General features: G+C 39.6%; 14 protein-coding genes. All 14 read right to left on the bottom strand.

Translation table 11 applies throughout. From position 1 onward, the window contains the following. Positions 1-265, bottom strand: a 265-nt coding sequence (locus tag ABJG98_RS03840; RefSeq protein WP_348278154.1) for a DUF4157 domain-containing protein, incomplete at its 3' end; no start/stop codon positions are given. Next, on the bottom strand, positions 249-1,286 hold the full coding sequence (locus tag ABJG98_RS03835) for a DUF4157 domain-containing protein (RefSeq protein ID WP_348278153.1): 1,038 nt from the start codon (positions 1,284-1,286) through the stop codon (positions 249-251). The genes ABJG98_RS03835 and ABJG98_RS03840, both read right to left, overlap by 17 nt. Positions 1,287-1,302: 16 nt before the next feature. Next, positions 1,303-1,722, bottom strand: a complete 420-nt coding sequence (locus ABJG98_RS03830; protein WP_348278152.1) for a hypothetical protein — start codon at positions 1,720-1,722, stop codon at positions 1,303-1,305. A gap of 63 nt (positions 1,723-1,785) precedes the next feature. Next, positions 1,786-2,397 (bottom strand): hypothetical protein, encoded by a 612-nt coding sequence (locus ABJG98_RS03825; RefSeq protein ID WP_348278151.1) that lies wholly within the window; start codon positions 2,395-2,397, stop codon positions 1,786-1,788. 6 nt (positions 2,398-2,403) lie between these two features. After that, a complete protein-coding gene (locus tag ABJG98_RS03820; protein ID WP_348278150.1) occupies positions 2,404-3,345 on the bottom strand; it encodes a hypothetical protein in 942 nt (313 codons plus the stop codon). Between the two features lie 10 nt (positions 3,346-3,355). Beyond that, positions 3,356-4,195: a hypothetical protein gene (locus ABJG98_RS03815; protein ID WP_348278149.1), complete on the bottom strand. Its 840-nt coding sequence runs from the start codon at positions 4,193-4,195 to the stop codon at positions 3,356-3,358. A gap of 21 nt (positions 4,196-4,216) precedes the next feature. Continuing rightward, positions 4,217-7,072, bottom strand: a complete 2,856-nt coding sequence (locus ABJG98_RS03810) for a hypothetical protein (protein WP_348278148.1) — start codon at positions 7,070-7,072, stop codon at positions 4,217-4,219. Between the two features lie 41 nt (positions 7,073-7,113). Next, positions 7,114-8,448: an ATP-binding protein gene (locus ABJG98_RS03805; RefSeq protein ID WP_348278147.1), complete on the bottom strand. Its 1,335-nt coding sequence runs from the start codon at positions 8,446-8,448 to the stop codon at positions 7,114-7,116. Then, complete coding sequence (locus ABJG98_RS03800) at positions 8,445-11,696, bottom strand: contractile injection system tape measure protein (RefSeq protein ID WP_348278146.1); 3,252 nt, start codon at positions 11,694-11,696, stop codon at positions 8,445-8,447. The genes ABJG98_RS03805 and ABJG98_RS03800 overlap by 4 nt, the downstream gene beginning before the upstream one ends. Next, the gene (locus ABJG98_RS03795) at positions 11,693-14,314 is read right to left on the bottom strand and encodes a hypothetical protein (RefSeq protein WP_348278145.1); all 2,622 of its coding nucleotides are present in this window, start codon (positions 14,312-14,314) and stop codon (positions 11,693-11,695) included. Before ABJG98_RS03795 ends, ABJG98_RS03800 begins: the two co-directional genes overlap by 4 nt. After that, positions 14,311-18,294, bottom strand: a complete 3,984-nt coding sequence (locus tag ABJG98_RS03790) for a hypothetical protein (RefSeq protein WP_348278144.1) — start codon at positions 18,292-18,294, stop codon at positions 14,311-14,313. The genes ABJG98_RS03795 and ABJG98_RS03790 overlap by 4 nt, the downstream gene beginning before the upstream one ends. Further along, positions 18,295-18,720 carry a GPW/gp25 family protein gene (locus ABJG98_RS03785; protein ID WP_348278143.1) on the bottom strand — a complete coding sequence of 142 codons (426 nt, stop codon included), beginning with the start codon at positions 18,718-18,720 and terminating at the stop codon, positions 18,295-18,297. It abuts the gene before it with no gap. Between the two features lies 1 nt (position 18,721). Further along, positions 18,722-19,021, bottom strand: a complete 300-nt coding sequence (locus tag ABJG98_RS03780; protein ID WP_348278142.1) for a PAAR domain-containing protein — start codon at positions 19,019-19,021, stop codon at positions 18,722-18,724. A 12-nt stretch (positions 19,022-19,033) separates the two neighbouring features. Further along, entirely contained in the window at positions 19,034-20,824 is a 1,791-nt protein-coding gene (vgrG, locus tag ABJG98_RS03775) for a type VI secretion system tip protein VgrG (protein ID WP_348278141.1), read from the bottom strand.

Below are 20,824 nucleotides of genomic sequence, written 5' to 3'. Positions count from 1 at the left end.
GATGGATTTGATTGCCTTGCGCAAAGGCATGTGCATGAAGCTGGGCTGGACGAGAAGAATTGTAGTGAACCTTCACATCGTCCATGGAATGGCCGGAGAGGTTTTCGATTCCTGATTTTAGGTTGTCAGGCAGGCCGGTATGATTGGTTTTTTTCTGAACAACATTACCAGCTACTGATTGCGTTTTTATGGGTTGAGTTTTGTTGGTGCGTTGATTCACATTGTTTAATACCAAAAAGAGAGAAAGGTTACCCTTTCTTATCATCTCCAAAATAGCTCATTGGGTTTAAGTAGCTTAGGTAATCCGTGAGTCCATATTTTTGATGTTTTATTTCATTTCCCATCACTCCTGTTGCAATTCTTGCACTTTGTATACCTGAAATGGCATTTGCAGTAGTTTTCATTGATTCTGGAGCTTCTGAAGCATTTAAATAACCTAAGATATTTTCAACAATGTGTAAAGCAGTTGAAAAATACAGAAGTCCCTTTTTAAGAAATTCGTTTTTAACATTTTCTTCAAGAATCTTCTCGTATGCCAGAATACCCGACCTTATTAATTTAATTGAGGCCGATGCAAGCTTTTTGGGATTTGTAATACCATCTGCTAAAGCTGCCATTGCCTCCACTATTCTGAAAAGAGAATTAAAAGGCTGCATTTCTTTTTCGCTTTCTGAGACTGTACCCGGCTGCCAATCAAGAACCAATAGTGCTCCTCTAAAGATTTTACTAATCCCCAATAGGGCATGTATGATGGTAGACCTTTGAATTTCAATATTATTTTTGGGGTCCCTCGCATTCTTTGCTAAAACAATTGAGGCAATTCCTTCCAATACAAGTAACCCCCCGGCCATTCTTGAAGCTTTACTAGCTAACTGAGCAACATCATTTGATCTTGTAAATTGAATTGAAGCCTGAGGTGGCTGAGTTGTGCTTGTCAACGAGTAATTGGAATTCTGATCTAACCTTAACATCTTCTTCAACTGCATCGTAGGCTTCACCCGTCCCTGTTTCTGTTGCACTACATGCCAGGCTTCATGCGGTAAATGCTTTTCCTGACCTGAAGCCAAATGGATTTGATTGCCCTGTGCAAAGGCATGTGCATGAAGTTGCGCCGGCCGAGAAGAATTGTAGTGGACCTTCACATCGTCCATGGAATGGCCGGAGAGGTTTTCTATTCCTGATTTTAGGTTGTCTGGTAGGCCGGTTTTGTTTGGCTTTCGCTGAATTGCTTGATTGGCTACTGAATGAATCCGATCTTGTGTTTCTTTATTTCTTTGAAATTCCATAGCCTATTACCTTTTATTAATCATCCTCTGCTTCACTATCTGTATCATGTCCACGCGCCTCTCGGACAGTTTCTTGTCCTTGCACATATGTCTCGCCTGGTAGTTGAAACATATCTTCATTTTCCTGTATCCATTCGTTCGTATACTTACTGGCTATTATAGAGACATTGCTTTTTGTTATCATCAATCGGACTCTTCGCGGCACCACTCTATTGGCTATAATAGGCAACGCAAAACGTTCAATGGAGAGACTTGCCGCTTTTGTTGTCCAAAGTTGACCGGTATGATCGCTGAGAACATTATGTCTATTTTTTAGTTGAAAGTTGATTCTACAGGCCCCGCAGGGTCTTCTCAAGCCACCATAAATTGCATTTGGATCTTGAATATGATCATCAATACGTGTTTCGGCATGCTGATTTTGAATACCCGTGCTCACAATCTGAATATTAAAGTTTTCTCTGAGTGCGTCTATTTCAGCAATGACTTTTCTACTGTGCCTCTATAATCGATTATTCCCCCTACCTACAAATGTTTCTGCTTTATCCCGTATTCCGCCCCAATTGTTAATCAAATCTCTTTCATGAGCATTGGCTGATACATACACGGTTCCTTGTGTCCTTTCAGGATTCGAAAATGTAATGGCAGCTTGTACTTCTACAAAGTGATCCATTCGTTCTGCCGACAGTACAGTACTCAAATGCCTCATCATAGCCTGATAAGGATTCCTGGCATGAGGAGCTACTCTTTCTAGTGTACCTGTATGAAGAATATTATTTGTTTCCTGACCTCTTTGTCTCAAATCTCCTCTATCGTGTTGTGGATTCATTGCTGCCATTTTCTTCCAAATTTTAGACTCAAGAGATTTTCTAATCTCAGATCTTATCCGTCCTGGTGGAAGGATTTCTACTTTGATAAATTTTTTGTGACGAAAGGGGTCTTTTATCCTCCTACCTCCCACTTTTCTGGCTGGACGAGGAGTCCTTGCTAATTGAGCTACATGCGAGGCTGCTGAAACTTGCTTAAGTGAATCATTGTTTATTTTCAATTGCCTAACTGCAGCTCCCCTTATGTATGATCTTTGATCATTTTCTATTTTCAAGGGATGCTTCATTGCAAATTAATGCCCTCCCAAAAACACATCGATATCTGTAATACTCATCGGTCGCCATTCGAAAAAGTCGCTGGCATTGGAAGAATTGATCTCTATACTTGGTATAATACTAGCTAAATCGTTGTTTATTATCTCCACAGCATGATCTCTGATCTTTGCATCCTGAGATTCATAGATTTTTTTGATAGTCAACTCTTTGGCTTTCATCGAGAGTGACATTTTCAATGCCTTGAAAGCTATGGCTCCTTCCCCGCCATGAAATTTCAGGTAATCAAATCCATTTGCTTTTTCTATTGTCAAGTCCTTACCTGAATGTATTAGATCCAGTATATCTCCATTGAAGTACTCATCCATAGAGGTCACCAGTTCTGCATTCTGATCTCTACTTACCCCCAATGTATAATTTTCAACTTTCGCAACTTCAGTCACCAGGTATATTTCACTATAATTGAAAAATTGGGTGGCTAGCCTTCGAATAATTCGTTTGTGCACTTTATAGAAATCCAGCACCTTTCGATATTTTACATCTTTGGCATTGAAGAAAAAACTCCCTTGATTTTCCAATCGGGTGATGAATTGGTTCACCTCTGGCGCAATGACTTTACGTTTATGAGGAATTAACATCTTATTACCAATATAATCATTGGACACACCGTCCTTCATCTGCCATAAGTGCTCAGGTGGTCGTGATGTTCCGATTCTTACATTTTCATCTTTGACAGGCTCTGCAGCAGGTACAGCAAACTCGACATCATTATTTTCATATGGATCGAAAAATATCATTTCCATGTTCGGATCAGAGATACGGCCTACTACACTAAACGATCCGGGTTTAATGCTAAAAAAATCTCCAAGATGAATATTCGATCCAATGGGCCAGTTGAGCACAAACCCATTGGTTCTTTCGAATATCTTTCGGTAGCAATTATGAAAATTTTCTAGTTCCATAAATCAATGATTAACTACCTGCAGCCGCTTCTGCTGCATTCAAAGCCCCTTCTGCATTTGCCAAATCTGCTGCTGCTTGAGTCATCTCATTTTTAGCTTGAATGGTAGATTTACTCACTTGATCCAGCGCATCTTGTGCTTCTTTTTCGAGGCTTCTGGCTTCTAGGTAATTGGCTTTCACTACATCCTCAATGGTGTCGGTATCTCCTGCCTCCATATTTTGCAAAGAGCTGACCAATACATGAACCAAATACTCAATTTCGATCTCTACAATTCCTGCGGTGTTCTTAGCTTGATTGCTTGCAGAAAGTGCATTGAAAGTAGACGTGAGTGTATTGATAATAAGCGAAACTGCCTTATTAGCATCAGTCGCTGCCTGACTTGCGTCTGTAACTAACTGCGAGGAAATCAATGGGTTGGAAAATTTCCGATTCATTATAAACTCAGCAGTCAGTGTAATCTGTGTAGCCGCTTTAAGTGTCGCTTCGACCACTTTTTGAACTTTTGTCAACAGGCCTTTGGTGTCGGCGTAGGTGTCGTCAGCAGTTGCTGTAGCGGTCTTGGCGGTGTTTTGAAGTGATTTTACTTTTTGGCTGGCATCAACCCCCAGGTTATCCTGCATAGTGGCCACACTAAGTTTATTTTCAGCTTTTGCCAGCAACTCTTCAAACAAAGTAGTCTTTGCCTGGAAGGATTCATAGCCAGCTTCTGCTTGAGCTAATTGCTTTTTAGCATCTTCTACCAGCCTTTTCAGACGTTCAATGCGTGATGTTTTTTCAGCCGTTACATCTTCAAACACTTTTTTATATTCCGGCTTTGCCGCTGATGATGTTACATTTCTCGTACTCATATTGTTATATTTTGAAGTTTTTTATTGTGTTATATGTAATGTTGATACATTGGAATAATCCGAATGCGAATTCTTGTACTCTGCAGCTTCATGTACTCGTGCTGCGGTCAAGGCTGAGAAAATCACTGCCTGATAGCCTTTTTCATTTTTATTGTTTTCAGCCAATATCTTTTGCATAGCCTCTGGATCATATTTATCGGCCAGCTTGTCAAACTCCGTTTTTCTAGAGGTATCGTTCTCAATCAAAAGTTCGAAAGCATCAATGGCATTTTTCATAAAATCGGTTTGATTCTGAAATAACGGTTCTCCATAATTATCAGTAGCATCTTCGCCAATCTCTGTGTACATCAATACCACCTGTGGTACTATTTCGAATTTCTGAACTGGTTCCAAAGGAAGCATCGACTTAGGTTCGTCTCCTTTTTCTATCATTTTTTCAATCTTGTCTTTAAGGTTTTGATAATCGTGTATTTGATCTATGATGAGTAGGATGTCCTCATCAACCGCTTTGTCTTCGGCCTTAATGTTTGCTTCGACTTGATCCTTAAGTAAGGAGAGTATTTCGTTATATCGTCCTACCTCGTAACTTGCTTGCATCATCTTAGTGATCAATTTCGTCATCACGTCTGGCGATATCTCATCTTGTAATTCTTTGGCTACTTCAATCTCACGTTCGATTTGATGCAGTTTATTTTTTGCCTCCTCGAGTTGCTCTTTTGCTGTGTTGTAGTTGTCCTCTTCCAACTTCAACTCAGCTTCCATTACCTCCTTAGATGGATCAGTTTTAGGTGTCTTCTTGCTCTGTTCTTTCAGGTCATTTAGCTTTTCTTTGATTTCTTCAAGATTCACCTTTGCCAACTCCACCTTGTTAAGCTGTAAATCGTAATCTTTTTTAAGCTGGGTAAGCTCAGTTGGTTCTGCTTCAACAATAAGTTGACGTAATTCCATTCGAGTCAAGAGGTATTCTACCAGACTATAGAATTGCTTATTTCTGGCCGATTCTATGTCCCATTTGATTGGATTGGCCACATAATAATTGGCTGCACTTACTGTCTTCATTAAGTCTGTATCGAAAACGAAATCACTTGTTTTTTCCCAACTAGCATCAGCTTCCTTAGTCTGAGCTGCTTCGAATGTCTTTTTGGCTTTCTGCGTAATATCGAATTGTCCAATATGTCCATCATAGCCATCAATGAGTTTCAAAACATTGTTTCTTTCTGTTTCCACTTCCGTCCGTTGATGGATCAGTACTTCTCCGTCCTCATCCGGACCTAGTACTTCAATCATATTGGATAAGTTTTCATACCTGAGGTTGAGCTCGCTGACCCGAGATGTGTATTCTTGAAGAATGTTATTCTCAACATTGAATCGATATTCGGCCTTTTCTAAATTATTGACTGCTTCATCAATGCTGTCATTGATTTCTTTGGCAGATACATTGTCGGCTTCCAGCATCATGATTCGATATTCTATAGCATTTGGATCATAGTGCTTTATTGGCAGGCTGAACGAGACTGCCAGGTTTCGACTATTAAAGTAGGCAGGGTGCAACTCAATCTTTTCAGGTGTAAATAGTTTTCTCAAAAGAGTGAGTTGTTCTGAAGGTTGTGATAAAACCCCAACTGTACTATTGATGGTATGTTGGTAGGTATTTTGATAAACCACATATACATAAGCCACGTATGGTACTCCTCGATCGATTGGCTTTCCTTTGTAGTCTACCGCCAAGTGTTGCTTCGCATTGGCAAAGAAAAGTTCGGTATCATTTTCCAAGCTCTCTTTGCGCCATTTATTGTTACCGTTTGTTACTGATTCTCCACCTGCACTTGTACTTGCCCTTTCTGGGGCATCCAGCAGGTGAAATGTATTCGAATAGATCTTCTTCTTCTTGCTTGTCGGCGTTGGTTGAAACTGGAAGTAGGTTCCTGGATCTAAATCTTTTGCTATGTTAATATCGAATGCTTCTGCATCATCATACTTGGCCACAATGAGCCGATAATGCTTGATATCTTCCTCATTATTAAATGCTTTAAAATCTATAGTGTAGGAATTCCCCTCAGGGATGGTAGAGATTGGAACCTTCTTGTCATCCTTATTTTTAGACTTTACCACCTGAGGATCAAAGATTATCAGGTCATGATTTGAAACATGGTTTATTTGTTTCCTTGTACTTTTTATTGCCTCATCTTGCTTCTTGGTTACGTCGTGTTTTGCCGATGCCAGCTTTTCATTCTTCTTGGCTATTGTGAGTTTGTCATTATCTGCAAATGTCTCCTGCAAGAGGTTGTTATAATTTGAAGCTGTCGAAGCGTGTAGCTCTTTTATCGCTGATAACGTAGCTTCCGAGTTAGTGACCACCGTACTTGCCGTGGCTTGAGCAGCTTCAATGGTAGCTTGCATAGAAACCAGGCTTACCTCTTCTGCTTTTCTTGCTGCTTCTTGAATTAAGTCATTTGCATTATTTGTATGATGCAATATCTTACTTTCATTGGCTGTATTTTTCGCAACGGATTTTAATGCTGCCACATCACTTGCAAGCTTCGTAATGGCATTTGCAGCAATTTGCATATTGGCTGCTGCCGTGGATACATTACTCGTGGTGCTTCCTGAATCTTGAAGTGACTGTTTGGCTGCAAGTACCACATTCTCTGACAGGTTAATTGACTTAACCGCACTCTTATTTAACACTTCGGCTGCATTACTATCAGCCCTCGTCTTCTCATAAGCGTTATCCGTTTTTTCTGTTTGACCATGGGCATAATAGAGTGCGACTTTAGCTGCATTCTTTATATGATCCAGTTTGTACTGTTCTTTGATGAACTCCTTATTGGAGTTTTTAATTGAACTACTTAGTTCTTTGTTGTAGGTATTGCTCATAATATTACTTTTTTATCGTTCATCAATTTTTTAAGTCTTGTTTATATGGTTTTTCCATCTTTTTGAAATTCTTTTTGTATTCCTTGTATGAGGTCTTCTTTACCAATTTTCGTAGTTCCTTTTCTTACTGCCTTGATGGCGCCATAACGAAATACATTTATGGCCGCTCCACCTGAGATTTCATAATCCTGAGCGAGCGTCTGTATGTCAATTTCGGCATCTGGCTCTAATGGCCCTTCGAAGATTTTGGACCAGATGGCCTGTCTATTTTTGGCATCAGGCATTCCGAAAAATACTGTTGATTGAAACCGTCTTGAAAATGCCTCATCGATGTTTGACTTCAGGTTTGACGCGAGGATTACTATTCCAGGAAAGTCCTCAACTCGTTGCAGGAGATAGGATACTTCCTGATTTGCAAATCGATCATTTGAGCTGGAAGTCTGAGTACGTTTTCCAAATAGCGCGTCTGCTTCATCAAAGAATAATATCCATTTTCTATTTTCAGCGAGATCGAAAATCCTTGATAGATTTTTTTCAGTCTCACCGATGTATTTGGATACTATCGAAGAAAGGTCTACTCGGTATACATCTCTTCCGGTGGTTTTCCCCAACAAGCAGGCTGTAAGCGTTTTCCCGGTGCCCGGAGGTCCGTAAAAAAGACATTTGTATCCCGGTTTTACTTTTGCACCAAGTCCCAAATCTTTCATAAGTAGTTCTTCATGCTCTATCCAGCACTTTATCTGGTCAATATCATCACGTATTGACGCATCTATTACAAGATCTTCCCATGATAAATGGGTTTCAATTTTGCTTGCAGGAAACATATCAGTCCGTTCTTGACTCAATGCACTGTTTGAAAGGAAATGATGGACATACCTTTCCTGCATAAAAATGGGACAGGATAAGACAGGTTCGTCCGGATTGTTGGCTCCAACACTAATTACACCTTCACGTACAAATAGATGTTTGGCATCTAAAAGTGCATAGACGTCTAGCCTCTTTCTAATGTCATCACCTGCGATTAGGAAAGCTGCTGTTTCGCCGGTAGGTAAAAAGCCGCCATGGAACTTACCTAAGTAGCCTCCAAATTCTGTGAATCCCCTTTCGAAGGTGACATTTTTGGTGAAGAAGACATCCAGCAGATTTGGCTGAACATGTGGAGCAATAGCCAGCATAAGCAACAAACGCTCATCTTTGGTCAATTCATTGGAAGTGACGTATTGTGCGTAGCTAGTCTCTTTAAATTCGAACAAAGGTGGTGGAATATCTTGGGGTGTGCTTTGCTCAAAATAAGATTGAAATCTCGCTTCCAGTACAGATGCGAACCATTTTAATTCATTTTCTATCGTGGCGATATGGTTAAGGTTTTGATTCATCTCCACTCTACAATTAAAGGTTTATCCATCCAACTCAATTTGATGGGTGAAAGCGTGAAAGGCAGACGGTCTAAAAGCATATCATATGAGTTTTGCTCTACTTTGAGTTCCCAACATTCAGTCTTGTGTTCCAACTTTCCTTTTCTCCAAAGCCATGAGCCCTGAAAACCCTCAATGGTGCTATGACCGATAGCTGACCAGTATCCGATAACTGCTTCAATAAGCCCGTTAATTACTTCCTGGTCTTTGTGGCTTATTTGAATATCGGTACGAATCGGGTGACTTATGTCTAACCCACAGAGTACTTTGTTCAATGGTAAATGGTGTTCATTTAACGGAGGTTTGTCAAGCATGAGATGCTGAAGTAGCAATACTGCCATTTCCTGCTTTTCAAGAGATAGGAATTTGCCATTCTCCAGTAGAGACATTCGTTCGAAGAGTATTGAGAAATAAGAAGACAAAATGACTAAGCCTGCATTTTCTATGTAGATTTCGTCATATACAACATCCTCTGTTTCATCAAAATAAGGCGTTATTGTGGCTTCCTTTTCGAGAGACTCCCCAAAGTATTCTTCGTTTATTAGCTTGGATAATACTTTTTCATCCATCAGCAAATTGGTGTCATTTACCTGATTAAGCTGAGCTTCTAAATCTCTAATAATATCATTGGCGTTTCCTCGTGTAGGAATACTAATTGTTGAGATATTTTTAGACAAAACAGGAATGACCTGGGAATAAATAGTTGGTGAAGAGTCTCGAATCAGCTGTACAAAATCGTCAATGAATTTTGAAGTCTGGAAGGTGGATTCCGAAAGCCGATAAAGTGCTAAAGATCTCGTGATGTTTAGAAACCGATTGACAGATTGTGCACCTTCATTTAACTGTATTTCGAGCTTTCTGAGAATGATAGTTACCTTCTTGCCCGCAATGCTATCAAGCATAGCTAGCAATGAATAATAAGTAGATAAAGGAATTTCTCGCCCAATACCTAGAAATGATTGATGCCATTTTTGAAGGGAGCCTAACTTTTCTTTTAACAATCCCTGATGAGATTTCATCAATTGTCTTAGTGCCTCATCTGCAGATCTGAATCCTAATAGCTCAAGTTCTTCGCTATTTACAATTCCATTGATGGCTGATATGACTAGCGCTATTTGCTTTTCGATATATTGATCTGCTGGTTTTCCAGCTCCACTATCCACGATGATTGACAAACGCTCCTGCGATTGCGCCCGAATACCCAATCGATCCGCCAATGGGATTATTTGGCTTTTAAATTCTTCATCTGTTGAGTAATCAGCCAGTCGAATTAAAGCTCTGAGAAATAAGTTGAAATCAAGATTATGATCTCTTGCTATCTGAATAAGGTCTTGCTCTGCCCTATCTGAATCAAGTTTGAAGTAACCGTACATCCACCGAAGTGTCAAGGTTTTCAATGCTCGTTGTAGATCGCTTTGATGCAAAGATTGAGAAACTGAAACTCTATCTATGGACTGAAATAATCGCTTCCACTTCCTCTTTTCTGATGTCTCTACTGGCTTTAAATAATTGAAGAGGTTCGTATCTAAAAGGTCGGAGAAGCTCTCAATAAATTTTCTTTTTTTCAGTCGCTGTTCTATGAACTTATTGAAAGTGGGAGGCTCTTCTGTAGCTAAAAATTTCAATACCTCAAGAATGGAAAAGTACCCTTCCCTCTCCAATACTGGGTGTATCATGCCTGAAACAATGCTTTCCTCAATCCATTCTATATCCAATTCACTGACATGTAATCTTTTTCTCTTCTTGCTCTTAGTATTTGTTTCAGCTATGAGAAAGGCTTTCATGAATTTTCCTGTGCGAGAATCAACAAATTCATACTTGGTGGATTCTAGTTCTTCATAAGTGTTTTGCAATAAGGTCTTATACTTTGTCTTGGACTGATAGGCGATGATCTCAAAAAAGTTTCTCAAAAATTCTTGATGATTAAAAAAAGTAGTATTCCTTTTTGTAAGCGTCTGTATAATGAGGGCAGTGATACTTTCGCCGCTCTTCGTGCTGATAAATGTGTCCCTTTTTAAGTCTCTGAAGAATTCATCATATGCCATGAGTTCCACTTGGCTGTATGGCTCTAAGAGGGAGTACAAATCATTTATGTGATTATTGCCAAGGAGGTTTATTATTTTATTAAGTCTGGAAATGTCTTTTGCAGCTTGTTGTATAAGCTTGATGAGTTCCTGAGGCTTGCTACTTGCTAGGTTTGCAAATGCTCGAGGAAACAAAATATGAACCTTTACATGACTAGGCCATTTACCCTTTTGTATGAAATAAGAAAGGTCAGAAACATTTATCTCTACTATTTCTGATGAGTCTTGTGCTGTTTCATCCTCTTTTTCAAACGTTTCTACATCCATGCTAAGAATTTCCTCCAGCAGGTAGTACAGGTCATTGTTTCTTGTATTCCCTATTTCTTCATGCACAATTCTTAGCTGACCTATTACTTCGAGATAAGAAAGATTGAACTGGTTGGCTATCTGCCTGAGCGTACTTATTAAGAAACTCCTGGTATTGAAGTAAGACCCTCTTTCCTCATAGAGATAGTTAAATATGAATATCCAGAAGCTTTTTGAAAGACGATTGTTTGTTTCACCGAAAAGCGTTCTCTTTTTCTCACCTTCTATCCAACTTTTATGATATTCCAAAATGAGAGTGCTTTGCGAAGGCTCAATGAATTTGACTAAATTTTGAATGGTTGATTCTTCCAACTGGTGGATAAGCCTCGTTCTGGATTGGTCAGAAGTAAGCAGGTTATTCAATTCTTCTATCAGAAGATCCATATTTATCAAGGATGCATGCTCAAACATTTGATTGAAGGAATCCCAACTGCTTTCATCATAATTCCACGGCATGTACCCTTTGAGGAGGAAATGACGAATCATAAAAATGATACTGGCTGGAGAATCTTCTTCCTCTTCCTTGTCTGGTCCTTCAAACTCTAGTTTGTTAAATAACGCACGAGTGAGCGCTTCTTCATACCTGCTTGTGAGTGTCTTTTCATATCCTTCGTATGCGATATCTCCCAAGTCTAGCTCCAACCTATTGATCACTTTCAATGTAGGCCCATTAAATTCTGACAAACACTTTTCTGTGATTTCCACCAGTTCATTTCGAATGAAGTCACTAAAAGATTTCTGAAATCTTAAGCTTTCATTCTCATCATTAAATGATATTTCGAAAACCTTACTCTTAATATGGTGAGTAGATGATTTCATTCGGTGACCGGTCTTTTTTGTGATTGAAGAATGAGATCCAAAAGAATATTGTTGGCCAAATTCCCCATGTGTGACTTTGATACTGATGCTCCTGAATTTCCTTCCTGGATAGCTTGAAGCTGTTTAAGCCATGTAATGCGAACCGTTAATAAATCTTCCATCAGTGTGGCTGGAATTCTATGAAAAGTAAAGTCCAGGTAGACTGGGCCTTCACGGAAACATTTTCCTTTAAACAGATTGAGAAAGGATGGATCTCTGAGCTTGCTTACCCAAGATGGAAGGAATAGAGATGCTGATGGTTGAAAGGCTAGAAGATCCGAGCGTACTTCCCTGCCTGCATAGTTTTTTAACTTCCTAGCATGCGGGGACATTCTGATATATACATCATCTTTTTCCCATAAAGTGCTGTATTTATTAGCCAAATGAATCGCTGTCTTCATGGGAAATTCGGTGCTCTCCACATTTGCGTGAGAAAATTTTTGAACCTGACCATTTTTCATCACATTCCACTTACAGTTCTGCATGTTGGACAGTAAAAGTTGGTGATCAATCAATACAAAGCCTTTCGTTTCGTCACATATCCGCTGTAGCACATCAAGGTGATAAAGTATTGTTTCATGTAGGGTTTCCTTGATAAACGGCATTCGGAGTAGCTCCTCTTTTTGATACCGTATCACAATCATGTGTCCTTCTTTTGTCTTTTCAGGGAATATTTCCAGATTCATCTCTGACTCAATCTTTTTTAGATTTTCCCTGACTAAATCAATAATTTCCTGATAGTAAGCTGTGAGTTGAAAGAGGAGCTCCATCCGCAGTTCTATGCCTGAAAACAGATTTACTTTTTCTGTTTGGTCACGCTCAAACTCTTGGAAATATGATCTTCCGATGTTCTCACTGTACTGAGGAAATTTCCTGAGTAATGAACTGATGATTTCAACTTTAGCCAGCGAATAATTTCCGTAATGTGGGTTTAATACCGGAGCACATGAGGCATCATATTCCTCTCCATTTCTGGAAAGTAAATGCTCCATAATTTTGCTCTTACGATCGATGTTTTTGTCAACGCCATTCTTGTAATTTTCAAGAAAAGATTGATACGAATTGTTTTTGTCTTTCTTAAATGCCTCCCAGGTTTTTTCGGGATGCTCACGTGAATATTGACTATCTTTTTGATAGACATCAAAAGCTTTGAGAATGAAACGCGCGCCTGGAGAATTGTACAATCCTTGCGAATAGTAAGTCTTGCACAATTGCTCTCCTACCTTGACACCAGAATCAAAAGAAAGTAGTTTTCCAACATTTGCCAGCTGTGCCTGGTGATCTGCAAGAACTTGCTCAAACAACATCAGGTAAGCTTTCAACTGTTTAATTCTGCCTTTTTCTGCAGGTGAAACTCCCTCAAATGATCTGTCCACATCTAATCCAAACTGCTTTGAAAAAAGGTACTGTGGGGAATGATATGTTTTAATGTCACGGTATTGACCTTCCGGTTTTGATGGACCCAGGTCTTTCGCAAAAGTGTTTCCACCGACTGCTTTTCTGTCTGTCAGTAGATTGTAATAGGTATTGACTTTCACCTGATCAATTCTTCTAATCAATTGATTGCCGAGATGGAATTGGAGTGTTTTGGTATCTTGAACTACTTGAGCAACTCTGGTATAATCAAAGAAAGGTGACGTTCCAGATGGTATTGGAACTTTTCCTTTTTCGGATATCTTATTCGTGCCAATACCTAGAGAGAATACACTTGAAACATGTTCATTTTGTATCAGCAAAGATTTCAGCTCCTCTATATCAAAAAATTTCGAAAGTGGCTTTAGGTCAGCATCCGCAATAAATCCATTGTTCAATCTGGGTCCGTTTAATATCGTGTCTATACTTCTCCCCTCTTCTTTTAGCTCTTCATAGGTAGAAAAGTCTATATAGGCAGACCAGAAATTATTCAGCTGATAGAATACCCATGCAATTTCTTTTTCAACATCACTGCCTGAAGCGAAGTGAAATTTTCCAGTCACATTCCAATTTACAGGGGTAAGCATAATGGGGTTCAGGTACAGGTCTCCTAAATTTCTATACTGATAGAGTAGTGCATTGATTCCTGTTCGTAACTCCTTAAGATCCGAGCTAAGTGCCTCTTGCTGCTTGGCCGACAATTCTTTATGATGCGTTTGCAGGAAGGCTATTTTTAACTCGTCACAGAGCTCGTAATAAGTTTGAAAGCTTCCATGGAAAACTTCTTTATTTATCGATTCTATCCAACAATTTTTAATGGCTTCAGATCGATCTATGAGGAGCTTTCTAAAGTCTAATAGTGTCACTGGATTTGTGAAAAGCACTTCTCGTGCCTCATATAACTTATCCTTTGTCTTTACTTGTCCGTCTTTTCCGGACAGCAGATGAGCAATTGGGAAGTTGGTTTTATATCCAAGGTCCAGCAAAGCAAAACACAGGATATCCAGCATTGTTCTTCCTGGGTCTGAAGGGTTGTAATTGGACCATTTTGTTCCGCCAGATTCTTCGATTGCATGAATAGCTTTTAATACCAGATTTTTATAGTCGAGGTGACTTGACGAATCTGCTGAGACTGGTAATGTTTCGATATGTGATATTTCGCTCATATCGTTGCTTCTACAGGTTCGGGTTGATTATGTTCTTCAGCTACTATACTCACATCATTAATCAGATGTCTATCTGCTGAAGCGAGAACATGCAAAGGTCCGGTTGGGAAAAGCCGCTGTTCTGTATATTCTACTACTACATCATCCTCTTTTCCATGGAAAATTCCATAAACTGGTTTGTCTCCATTTATAATTTTTAGATTTTCGAAGGAGGCAACATAAGTTCTGGAACTTATGAATTGTAAGAGGTCGTTGATGTAAAGTGATGATTGTGTGTGAGTAAGATTATTACCCTCAATCCATGGCGACAAGAAATCTTTCAAGTCGGCATTTAGCTCTTCCTGATATACTCTTCCAGCATCAGGATCTGTGAAGACAGCATCGAGTGACACCAGAACTTTATCAAATTTCATATGTTCTACTTCGAGCCTCACATGGGGAGAAGTTTTTGACTGAAGCAGTAGTCTTACTTTATTGAGAAGGTTGACAGATGCAACTGGGTGATATGGATCTATTTGACTTCCCTGAGAAGCCAGCGGCAACACTGAAATTCTTACGTTTGGTTCGGTTGAGTTTACTCGATGAGAATTATAAACATTGACCTGATAGATTTCAGGAAATGAATCAAGAATAATCGATTCAATATATGTAATGGAGACACCTCTGTCTTTATTGGAAATGCGTTTAGCAACACGCTTATTGAAAATGCTATCATTTTCCGGGTTTTCACCTCCAAATGAAGGGAAAGGTTGTTCTATTTTCGAAATTGCCGGGATAGGAACCACCAGTTTTGAGATTTTACCGGCATTAAGATTGCTGATACATCTAGTAGCATTTTTCTCATCAATAACTCTGCTTGCAAGTACAGCATTAGTAGCTATCATTCTCAACTTGCAATTTTTCACACAGGCATCTGATGCCGATAGTCTAAGCCAGTAACTTTTCAAAGGCATGATCGGATTGGTGACTTCAGGTTTCTTATCTATATACACTCGTAAGATCCCAGCCTTTTTCAACCCCAATGTTGAATCTTCTATTACTTTAACACACTCCCAATTTTCTGTACCTAGTACCTCTACATTTACTTTAGAAATATTGCCAGACACAGTAGTTTGTTTGAGGTCTTCTACTCCCAGAAAAATTGAAAGTGTGGTTCCCATATCCAACTCAGTAAAACCTAAAAAAGCATATCCACTTGCCTGATACTGCGGCAGTAAGTTTCTTTCGCTAGCATTCATTTCTTCAATTCCAAATGGATGAATCTTGAAGAGTTTGTTTTCCGAGTCTGAACCTGGCACTACCTGAAGACTGGAGCAATAATCTATGGTAACTCCTTTAATTTTAGGTACATACGGTTTATTGGGAAGAGGTTTAAAGACGTTGGCCGTTTTAGTCTTTTTGAAAGTTTTTCCCAACCAGCTCAACCCTTTATATATCAATTTTCCAACGGTGCCCAAGTGTTTAAGAATATTCTTATTTATCCATGCTGCTACTTTTTTGACTACTTTCAAAGTCGGACCTAGCTTCTTGACGAACTTGCCAATACCTGCCCATATTTTCTTAAACCAATTCTTTATTCCTGACTTTACTTTTTGAACAGGCACAGATGCACTTTGAGGTTTGTTAAGTTTTTGCTGTTTTAATTGTGAACTAGGTCCATTCTTACCTGCAGGACTGGAGCTTTTCGCCTTTTTTGCAGCTTTGATTGTATTTTCTAATGTGACCTGTGATATGATCTTTGGATAAAGGTTGTTGCCGAATGATTCCTCGGGGCCTGTTAGCTCTAAAGACATAAACCCTGAGCTACTTTTATCTGTATAGATTAAAGGTGACTTCAGTGAATAATCTGGAGTAACGGCAACATCGTATGTATAGGTGATTGGAGTCAGAGGGCTTTTGGCATCCGTATTTTTTGAAACTGCTTTTTTTGCATGAACCTCCTTTTTAGGATTAAATGGATGGCCACATTTTGATGCAAATGAGGTGCCATCATCGTTCCCATTAAACAACTGTACGTCTTCAGCCGAGGTTTCCCATTTCCCGGTTTTGCTGTCTAACCAAGACAAAGCACATTTAAAATTTTTCTTGAAGAATGTTGGAGCCGACAGATGTTCCACCTGATATTCATTGAAGACGAAATAGTATTTCCAAAACACCGGTAGGTTAAGCCAATTTATTTTTACTTTGAAGAGTTTGGTATGCTTTACGAAAACTTCCTGGCATCCAATGGTCAACTGCGATCCCAGCGATGGATTACCTCCAAAAGGCGCAACAATGGCTGTTGAAGCAGCTTTACCGGTGTTGGTTATAAGGGAGAGAATACTAAGCTCCTTAGTTGTAGTTCTTATTTGGTAAGACGAAAAAGAAATCTTGCCAAGTTCTGCATATGGATTTAACCCGTTTGAATCAGACTGATTTTTAAGTGTAAGGACTGTTATTGGCCATTGTGCATCGTATCCTTTGCCATGTGTCTTTTCATTGTAAGAAACAATTGAAGCGTTTGACTTTTTTAGACCAAATCGTATTCTCAATTTACCTCCTATAATCCTAATTTCCTGATAGTCAGGTGTGATCCAGCCTTTGGTTCCTGTAACTTTTAGCTCTACTAGATTATCCAAAAGTGTCTCTTTCAGTTTTGCAGAATCTGCAGATTTAGTGGGGGCTGTTTCTTTATTCAAAAACAAGATTTCAACACATCTTTTGCCACCTTCCAGGAACAGTTCTGGTGATGAAATAGCAAATCCTATAGCGGATGTAATTGGGGCAACATTGGTGGATTCGATTCCTCCGAACATTTGAAAAGATTCGTAAAGTCCGGTTTGCTTACTGATGACTGGGGCACTAAACCCTTTGACTTGATGAGAGCTTAATACTTCCGTAGTAGCACTCGATTTATCAATTATGAGTGTTAAATAATCTGAAATAATGGAGGGTGTAACCTGAAGGCTTTTTTGAGTTTCGAATAAAATGGGTTCTCCAGCTGAATCGGTTCCCGCTAGTAATTGTGTAGAAGAAGATACATTCGTGACATCATTCCCCTTAGATAGTTTCATCGCGATGAATACGTCATCTCCAACAGCACCTTTTTTCTCAAATTTTAGTAGGTCTTTATAGTAAAAATCCAGATACTTTGGGAGGATATTGTTGATCGCATCTTGCTGCAATTTGTATGCCTTTAAGAATCCGAGGATCAATGCAATATGAGGTTCAGTTTGCTTAGTATTCAGGCTGACGTAAAAAATGTCATTAGCTTTTTTTGCTATTGCTTTTTGCTGATTATGCAAGCCCTTTACTGACTCTCTGAGGCCATTTAAAAAGGCCTTGTTATTTTCAAAGAAATCAAACATTTCCACCTTTGATCTGCGAATGTTTGGAAATGGATTGAAATTCCAGAGAACATCCAGGTCCTGAAATTTCTTAAATTCATTGTCAATTTTTTCTTTATCAGTAAGTACTCCGGCCTGGATGGAGAAATAGTAGAACGCATATAAATCTCTTAGACCAAAGCTCAACTTGCTCCAAATCAATTCTTTTAGATACGTTTGAAATTGCGTATCTACATGCAGGCGAGTGAATGTCTTGTACCAGTCGTTTATCTTGAAAATTGGCTTGAAAGCCAGATGAAAAAGCTCCCATAGCTTTATGGATAAATCACCAGCATTTTCTACATCGCTCTTTCCTGATAATTTCTCGATTGACTCAATAAATCCGAGTATTATACGATAGTCATTTTCACTGTAAGACTCGCTGATTACAGCAAGTAAAGAGACCATATCTGTTTGAAAGAAATCACTCCAATCTCCATCTCGACGTCCATCTTCATTGTAGTACCAAAATTGCTTTGCCAATTCTGCCATAAAACTGAGCAGTTCGGTGCTCGAACGATCATCAATTTTGACAGTAGATGGATCTAATGCCAGGCTACTCAATGTTCGCTGACTTGCAGAAAATAACCGGGCGATATGGTCATTCTCAAGCATTTATATGTCAAGGTTTGAACCTTCGTTTATGTAGAATGGGTATACAAAATTGTGTCTGGAGTTGATCTTCCTAATTGTGTAACTGACATGTATAGATATGAAGCCATCTTGTTGGCTTGTGGAATCAATCAGAATATCATCTACCAGGATTCGTGGCTCAAATAGCTTTATTGCAGTAGTCAGCGACTCTTTCACTTCTACTTCCAGCATAATATCCTGAGAACTAAAAATGAGATCTTTGAGACGAGTTCCATATTGATTATCGGATATTCTCTCACCAGAATGTGTCGAAAATAGTGTCTTCAGGTTTTCGTTGATGTTCTGAACATCCTTACTCATATGGACTTGATTGGCTCCTTTAATAAAGGTTGGGGGATTGCTCCATCCAATGCCTATCAGTGCTTCGCTTTCGTTTCTTACTATCATCTTATCCTCCTATTTCTACATTTGGTGCTCCTATCATAATGGTGCCTCCATGAGCTGTTTCATCACCCATTCGTGCTGCTGGCCGTCCCTCAATCATCACTGTAGCACTTCCCTTTACTATCACATCTGGTGGGCCTACGCAAATCAGCTCGTCTCCCATCACTGATGCTGGCAGACCATCAATCAAGACGGTAGGTGCGCCCGGCCCTACAATCGGGCCACCAAAATGCGGAATGGGTACCGGTGCAGGAGTCTGCATGGGACATTCGTGAAAATCTGTTATTCGTGCTGCTGGGGGCATATTTTTACATTTTTAATTAATCATTACCATTGCTCCACTAATTGTTACCTCCTCACCACCAGAGACCATTGTTGTCATTCCGCCTTGCACCTGGGCCTCTTCTTCAGCCTGAAGTGTCACACTCGCACTTTGAATGGTTGCTGATTCACCAGCTTCCGCTGAAAGTGTGGTTCCTGCTTTGATTGAAATAGCCTCTGCAGCTTGCAATGTCATATTGGAAGCACTCTTTATAGTGATTCCTGAAGAATCCATTACAATTGAATTTTCATTCTGATCTTGAATGGTGATACTTTCATCTTGATCGCTCCATATCATTTGATTTTTGGCTGGTGTTATGATGGTTGTAATCTTATTTTCATCGTCGAATATCAGCTTCAATTGATTCTTCGTGACAATGGCTTTTTTACTGTTCGTTTCGTCTGGAGTAAATGGAGCTACCTTGCTGTTGCTGTTGTATAGCGAGCCGAGGATAATGGGATATCGTGGATCTTCATTCAAGAACCCCAGGACCACTTCATCTCCAACCTCAGGATAAAAGAATGATCCTGCGGTATTGGTAGCGTAAAAGTTGGATAGCCTGGCCCAGATACCATCTCCACCTTCTTTGATGATTGGGACATCTACCAGAACTCTGAACTCACCATCGGGATCTTCATTTATCTGTTTTACTGTTCCATTTTGCAGTCCTTGAATTCCAGGAAGTTGGCCCGAAGCTAATGGAGCTTGTAGATCTACTCTTGAAGAAAACCATTCAGCAGCCATTCCTGTGGAAACCTCTGTAGTCCAATTTCCATTTCTAAGGCTGTGCCTTACGCCCGAAACAAAGGCCTTCCCGTTGAATCTTTTGCCCATTCCTTGAATATCAATGAGCTTTCCAGGTAGAAGTGTGGCATTCCCCTGAAAACTGAGGTCACCAAGTATTTTGGAAAATTTAGACTTAGTCGCCTGTGCTTTAGCCCAGGTATTAAGACTTCCTTCGTCCAGTGGTGCAGTAGTTTGTAACTCATAGTCGCTTATTCCAATAACATCTGTCAGTGAGCTGCTAGCTACATTACCTTGTTCGTAGTTTGAAGTAGCTGACTGGCCAGTGACTATTTTTTGATTTTTCAAGTCCCAGGCATTGCATTTGATAGACTTGAATTGATTGGTAGCGTCGAGCTTAGCCTCAAATCCTAATATATCTACTCCGTAGGTAACCTCTACTACGGCATCTGACTCATTATTAGGATCCTTTATCGATAGTTTACCTGCATCGTTTATCACCACCATTCCATTGAATTCTGCACGTGAGAGCACAAAATCCCAGTCAGTAGCATAGTACTGGACCACTTCAGGAAGCTCTCCTGTTGTGCTGTCTACATCTGCGCTAAGTCCACCATAGGTGCCTATTATTTTCTTTATAAGATCGCTATCTGTAGTCTCTTTGAAGTAAGCATTCTTGCGACCAATGGTCATTTTGATGGCCTCATCCTTGCATATAACTTCAATAATTGGCCCCTGGCCACTTTGCACTCTTAGACCTTGACGAAGTACAACTCCTTTAAATACGGATTCATTGCTTTCATCATACCCAAGCTTCACCTCTATTTCAGCACCCGGGAGGAAAGTCTCTGAATCGCTTATTGGAAAATCTTCTTCGGTTACGCTCCCGTCCAGTAAGACAATTTCACATCCAGATATGCGATTAACATTTTTAGTAATCGAGATTGAAATGACATTGTATGTATCCTTGATCGGACTTCCTCCGGCAAGCACCTCATAGGAAACCAAGTTTGTTTTCTGTGTGACAGGTGAAGCTAGCAT

Source organism: Ekhidna sp. (assembly GCF_039960695.1).
Taxonomy (GTDB): Bacteria; Bacteroidota; Bacteroidia; order Cytophagales; family Cyclobacteriaceae; genus Ekhidna.
The sequence above is the reverse complement of the archived record's forward strand: the minus strand, read 5'-3'. Positions and strand labels throughout refer to the sequence as shown.

What these genes read in the sequence shown, in the direction of transcription:
- ABJG98_RS03835 (WP_348278153.1), bottom strand. Translation starts at nt 1,286, where the DNA reads ATGGAATTTCAAAGAAATAAAGAAACACAAGATCGGATTCATTCAGTA.
- ABJG98_RS03825 (WP_348278151.1), bottom strand. Translation starts at nt 2,397, where the DNA reads ATGAAGCATCCCTTGAAAATAGAAAATGATCAAAGATCATACATAAGG.
- ABJG98_RS03820 (WP_348278150.1), bottom strand. Translation starts at nt 3,345, where the DNA reads ATGGAACTAGAAAATTTTCATAATTGCTACCGAAAGATATTCGAAAGA.
- ABJG98_RS03815 (WP_348278149.1), bottom strand. Translation starts at nt 4,195, where the DNA reads ATGAGTACGAGAAATGTAACATCATCAGCGGCAAAGCCGGAATATAAA.
- ABJG98_RS03810 (WP_348278148.1), bottom strand. Translation starts at nt 7,072, where the DNA reads ATGAGCAATACCTACAACAAAGAACTAAGTAGTTCAATTAAAAACTCC.
- ABJG98_RS03805 (WP_348278147.1), bottom strand. Translation starts at nt 8,448, where the DNA reads ATGAATCAAAACCTTAACCATATCGCCACGATAGAAAATGAATTAAAA.
- ABJG98_RS03800 (WP_348278146.1), bottom strand. Translation starts at nt 11,696, where the DNA reads ATGAAATCATCTACTCACCATATTAAGAGTAAGGTTTTCGAAATATCA.
- ABJG98_RS03795 (WP_348278145.1), bottom strand. Translation starts at nt 14,314, where the DNA reads ATGAGCGAAATATCACATATCGAAACATTACCAGTCTCAGCAGATTCG.
- ABJG98_RS03790 (WP_348278144.1), bottom strand. Translation starts at nt 18,294, where the DNA reads ATGCTTGAGAATGACCATATCGCCCGGTTATTTTCTGCAAGTCAGCGA.
- ABJG98_RS03785 (WP_348278143.1), bottom strand. Translation starts at nt 18,720, where the DNA reads ATGATAGTAAGAAACGAAAGCGAAGCACTGATAGGCATTGGATGGAGC.
- ABJG98_RS03780 (WP_348278142.1), bottom strand. Translation starts at nt 19,021, where the DNA reads ATGCCCCCAGCAGCACGAATAACAGATTTTCACGAATGTCCCATGCAG.
- vgrG (WP_348278141.1), bottom strand. Translation starts at nt 20,824, where the DNA reads ATGCTAGCTTCACCTGTCACACAGAAAACAAACTTGGTTTCCTATGAG.